Source organism: Bartonella sp. DB5-6, from assembly GCF_000278115.1.
GTDB classification, from domain to species: Bacteria; Pseudomonadota; Alphaproteobacteria; order Rhizobiales; family Rhizobiaceae; genus Bartonella; species Bartonella refiksaydamii.
Window position 1 is genome coordinate 19406 of record NZ_JH725121.1, and the last position, 4787, is coordinate 24192.

3 protein-coding genes and 1 pseudogene are annotated in these 4787 nt (G+C 48.5%); all 4 read right to left on the reverse strand.

From position 1 onward, the window contains the following. Positions 1–20: 20 nt before the first annotated feature. The 4 genes and pseudogenes from MCO_RS07540 to MCO_RS07555 all read right to left on the reverse strand — a co-directional run bounded on the left by MCO_RS07540 (position 21) and on the right by MCO_RS07555 (position 4594). Positions 21–1054 (reverse strand): annotated as a pseudogene (locus MCO_RS07540) (AAA family ATPase). A gap of 365 nt (positions 1055–1419) precedes the next feature. Next, positions 1420–3402 carry a transposase domain-containing protein gene (locus tag MCO_RS07545; RefSeq protein ID WP_007553544.1) on the reverse strand — a complete coding sequence of 661 codons (1983 nt, stop codon included), beginning with the start codon at positions 3400–3402 and terminating at the stop codon, positions 1420–1422. Next, positions 3399–3857: a hypothetical protein gene (locus MCO_RS07550; protein WP_007553545.1), complete on the reverse strand. Its 459-nt coding sequence runs from the start codon at positions 3855–3857 to the stop codon at positions 3399–3401. The genes MCO_RS07545 and MCO_RS07550 overlap by 4 nt, the downstream gene beginning before the upstream one ends. After that, a complete protein-coding gene (locus MCO_RS07555) occupies positions 3854–4594 on the reverse strand; it encodes a hypothetical protein (protein ID WP_007553546.1) in 741 nt (246 codons plus the stop codon). The genes MCO_RS07550 and MCO_RS07555 overlap by 4 nt, the downstream gene beginning before the upstream one ends. Positions 4595–4787 lie beyond the last annotated feature (193 nt).

Sequence of the window (4787 nt, forward strand, 5' to 3'; positions counted from 1 at the left end):
TTCCTTATTGCTTATCCGCGTCATGCCAATTCCTCCACGTCACGGTTTTTCCATGCCGCTTTGACATGTTTCAGGCTCACCTCACACCCATCTCCAAGCGCTGCCATACGTGCCAACATCATGGTTTTGTCAATTTGCCGCAAAGCACCAGCCTTTAAGCCAATCCCTGTCAGAAACTTTATCGCCCCTGAATCTTCAATGCCCCAATCATGAATGCGCGCTGCAATATCCTCACACTATAGGGCTTGCGCCGTTTCAGATGCATCGCCAATCGGCTTTTAATTTGCGCATAAGAGGGACCATTTTGACGATGAACCAAACGTCCAGAAATCTCATCATTGCCAACCAAAGCTAACCCTGTGCCATTAATATCAACAAAATGGCGCAACTGATTAATCGCTTCATCCGTTAAATTTTGCGCCTCATCAACGATCAACAACGTGCCACTGCCCACACGCTCTAATTTCTTACCAATGGCACGCGTTAAGCGGGTGGGATTATATTCCACCACTTCCAATTCTGCTGCCATATCATTCAAAATACCGTGAACACTGCGTGTATGCGGGCTTGCTGTCACCAGATAAACATGCGGGCGGGTAGAGCGATAATGGCGACAGGTTTCCGTCTTGCCACTACCCGCATCAAGCGTAATCATCACCATATCCCCCGTGCTTTGCGCCAGTGTTAAAGTGTCAATAATCTCACCCGCTATACGATTCCTCTGAAACGGCGGCTTTTCTGGGATCTTCTCTAAAAACCCCGCCGTTTCCTTTAAAACCTCAACCCATTGTTGAACCTTCGCATTTTGTTTACCCAATTGCCCCGCATAACTGCCAGCATACCATTGCGAAAACGTCCCATCCGGCATGCCAATGCGTCGCGCCACCTCTGCTTTCGACCAATCATTCATTTGCCCCAAAGCTCTCACCGAATCCACAAGTTCATTCCATAAAGCAATGTCATCACTGTTGCGGTTTTGTGCTGTTCCACTGGGCTGGATTTTTGGTCGCGCCCAAGGATTTTTATCGACCGTTGCATTTATCGCGTTTTTCATCTATAATCTCCCTCTCGTATTGATCTAGATTCGTATTGATTTTAGATTTTATTGAATGGGTAGGCCCCCACCTACCCATTTTTGTTACTCTAAAGCCGTACGCGATACTAAAACGGCTAACCTTATAAATTCCCCTCCCTTTCTCACACATCCGCGAACTTGCTAACTTCACGCTCCTCACCCGATTAAGGCAAAGACACATGAAAATTTGCCTGAAAATTTAATTGTATTGATTTAAACTTTTAAAGGATTAAGATTTCTCCCCCCTTTCTTTGTTAAATCTTCAAGCTGGTACGCGATACAAAACCAGCTCCCCTTGTAGGCACTCTTCTAAGCACCCTTATAAATCCCCCCTCTTTCCTTTCCTATCGTTTAGGAAACTTGATCACCTCACGCCCCTCATCAGAGGCGGAAAGCTTTCTCAAAGCTTTGTGCAAGTGCGTGCTAAATTCTTGGGCGTCCAAAACCTCATCATCCTCTGCTGTCAAAGCTAAATTCCCCACATGATTTGGCATCAAGCGCCTCACCTTTGGCTTTATCGGAAGCTTAGATTTAAACGCTTCATCCTTTTTCTCAAGGCGCCCATAAACATCTGCCAAGTGATCAGGCGCAAGCTTTGCTGCCAATTGTTTTTCTGCTTTAACAGCCTTCACATATTCTTTACGCAAACGCCCATTGAGACGCGCCGCATGCTGGTCGTAAAAGCCAACATCCGCAAGACATGGCGCCAAACAAAGCAACCGATTGTTCAAATCATAAACCCGTAAATCCTGATGCAAATTATCCGGATCAAAGCGTACAATCACCTTTTGCCCCGCATGCTCATTCAACGCCCGCGCCCAATAACGATTGCCATAAAAATGTATCTCGCCCGTACCCTTTTGCGCACGCAATGCCTCAGAGGTTAAAAGCCATAAAGCCCGTTGTGCTGCCGTTGCTTGCCTAATAATCGTCCCCTCGGCTTGCAAACTCTCAGTAAAGGTCTCATCAAAACTGCGACCCGCACATGTCAGCGCCTTGCGCCCTGCTTGCGCATTGTGTGCACAAATTTGCGCACCAACATGGGCTTTGAATTCATCAAACCCTATCGCGCGCTTGCCATAATCTTCAGGCTTGGCATCCGGCTTATTGCCCGTATATGCCCCCGCACAAAAGGGATGTTTGGAAATCGCTTCTGCCAAATCACGCCATGCCCGCTCAATCGGTTTAGACTGTCCGCTATAAGGTGTCGTCCATTGCAATTGCACACCCAAACTCGTCAAAAGCCCCTGCGGATCATCCGGCTTAATTTTAAAACGAAAGCGGTTTTGCACACCGCCAGAAATCCACTTGCTGGTAAAGGCACGCCCATTATCCAAGGTCATACGCTCTGGTATTCCATAAGCCTCCACCATGTCCCCAATCACCAAACGCACGATTTCCCAACTCTCAGCATCCGACAAGCGCCACGATAAAATCTTGCCCGAATAAAGATCTTGTATGGCAATCAGATAAAGCCGCACAGGCTTTTGCCCCCAAGGAACATTCACAAAAACATCCAGTTTATGCCCGTCCATATTCACCGCTTGCAATGCATGCAGGCTCGAGCGATCACGCCGTTGTGCCGGATAAAGCTTCTTTGCCTTTTCTTCTCCCTCACGCGCTAAAACCACAACCGCTTTGGAAACTTGCGCTTCAAAACGACGCCGCAAAGCCCGCTCTGAAGGGACAGGCGCCCAACCACGCTCCTGCGCAACCGAAACCATCCGCCGATAACACGCCGAAAAAGCAGGGCGAGAGGGGCGCAAATAATCCGAACAAAAAACCTCCCACGCTCCCTCATGACACGGCGCAAATTGCGAAACAGTCTCCTCACCATAACAAGGCGCAAGCGCTGCCAACCAATCAGGGCGCTCATACCCTTCAACCATCTGCCGCCAATTAAAAAGCGACGTCCGGCTCACACCAAATTGCACCGCACTCAAACTTGCCGCATCATGCACACCCATACCGGAAACCATCAAATTATCCATAAAGCAAAGTGCCTTCAAACGCTCTTCACAGCGCCTTTTATGCGCCTTTGAAAGCCCCTCATAACGCACCCAAATACTTGTCTTTTGATCGCTTTTCTCTGTCTTTTCTTCTACACAAACCCCACCAGAGCGCACCAACAATGCAGCCCGCGCAACTTCAGGCAATAAAGAGATGTGAACTTCTACAATAGGTCGAGAAACCCCTTTAACTTTACGTGTCAAACCACTTTGATGACGCCATGTGGACGCCAAAATCTTACGCAATCCACCTTTACTTTTCGGCAACCCTGGCAAAGCTGCCTCAGCCAATTCAGCAATACGAAACCATTCTTTCATGGCTGCCCCCTTTTAATGCGAACCGGCACAGCCCGCATGGCTTTCAATCGCGCTGCAATCTCCCGCTGTTCCTGCTGGAGCCGTGCAATTTCTGCTAACCGCGCCTCATCCCCTTGCAACAACAACAATCCATCTTCACTCACCACCTCATCCCAGAGCCAAAATGCCTCTGTCGCCCGCACAAATGCCTTAAAACGCGGCAGGGAAATATCAACCTGCTTACTTTCCGCAACATAAGCATCCAAACTGGCCTTACTTAAACACCCAATCCCTAAATAATGCGCCATACGCTCCGCAATTACACTGCGTTCAACTCGGCATTCGCGCAAAGCCAGCGCCATGGCACGCTTCATGCGTGAACGAAACCGCCCTAAATCAATCTGCGTAACTGGTTCGCGACAGGGAAAAACCGGCTTTTGGAAAAAATCAAGCTGTTGGGAACCATGCCTCTTCATGCCTGCTCCTCCCCACGTTCTCTTGCAAGATAATCACAAAACCGCGCCCGTGTCTGCGCATCCGCCCTTTGCCACACTCCTAACAATTGGGCAAAAATCCGTTCCTGTTCATTAATTTGTGGAGGTGTATTAATCCCATTGACCAAATCAACAGCCCGCCGTAAATCCCCCTCAACCTGTTGCAAAGCAATTGCCACCCGCCGCTGCGCAACCGGCTCCATCTTCGCTAATTTTAACAACTGCGCTTGATTATCTGCCAACGCCGTCCCCCGTAAAACAGAGCGCAACTCCGGCTGTAAATGCTGAGCAATACTGTTGAGACGTCTTACTGATTTTGAAGACAAACCAATGCGGTCCGCCACATGTTTGGCAAAGTGCAAACTTTGCACTTTGCCATTTAAGTCACCATCATTTGGCAAAGGGTCAATTTGACCCTTTGCCACTTTGTCCCCTTCACACCCGATTTTATTGTGATCTGAAGTTGCATTGCTGTCCCTTTGAGCAATTGGGACAACTTGTCCCAATTGCTCTTTTTTGACTTTATGTTGATTACTACCGTCCCCACCACGCTTAATCTCCCCATATTTCTTTTCCCACAATTCGCGGTAAGTCTGGACAAAAAGCGCACGGTCAATAACAGACAATTCATTGCGAAAGAGGTTTTCAGCCACTTCTAAAAGCGCAGCATTGTCCTTATCAGCCTGCACCACAACGGCATCAATGTCACTATAGCCCAAAAGCTCAGCAGCACGAAGCCGGTGCGCACCAGCAATAAGCGTGTAATTACCCTATTTAGCATTGGGGGTATGGCGCACCGTAATCGGATTCATCAATTCCTCCCGCGCCATCGATTGCGCAAGTGCCTTGGCATGCTCATCATCTACAGGGCGTATACGCTCCGGTACCACAATCACATCAAGAGCAAGCTTT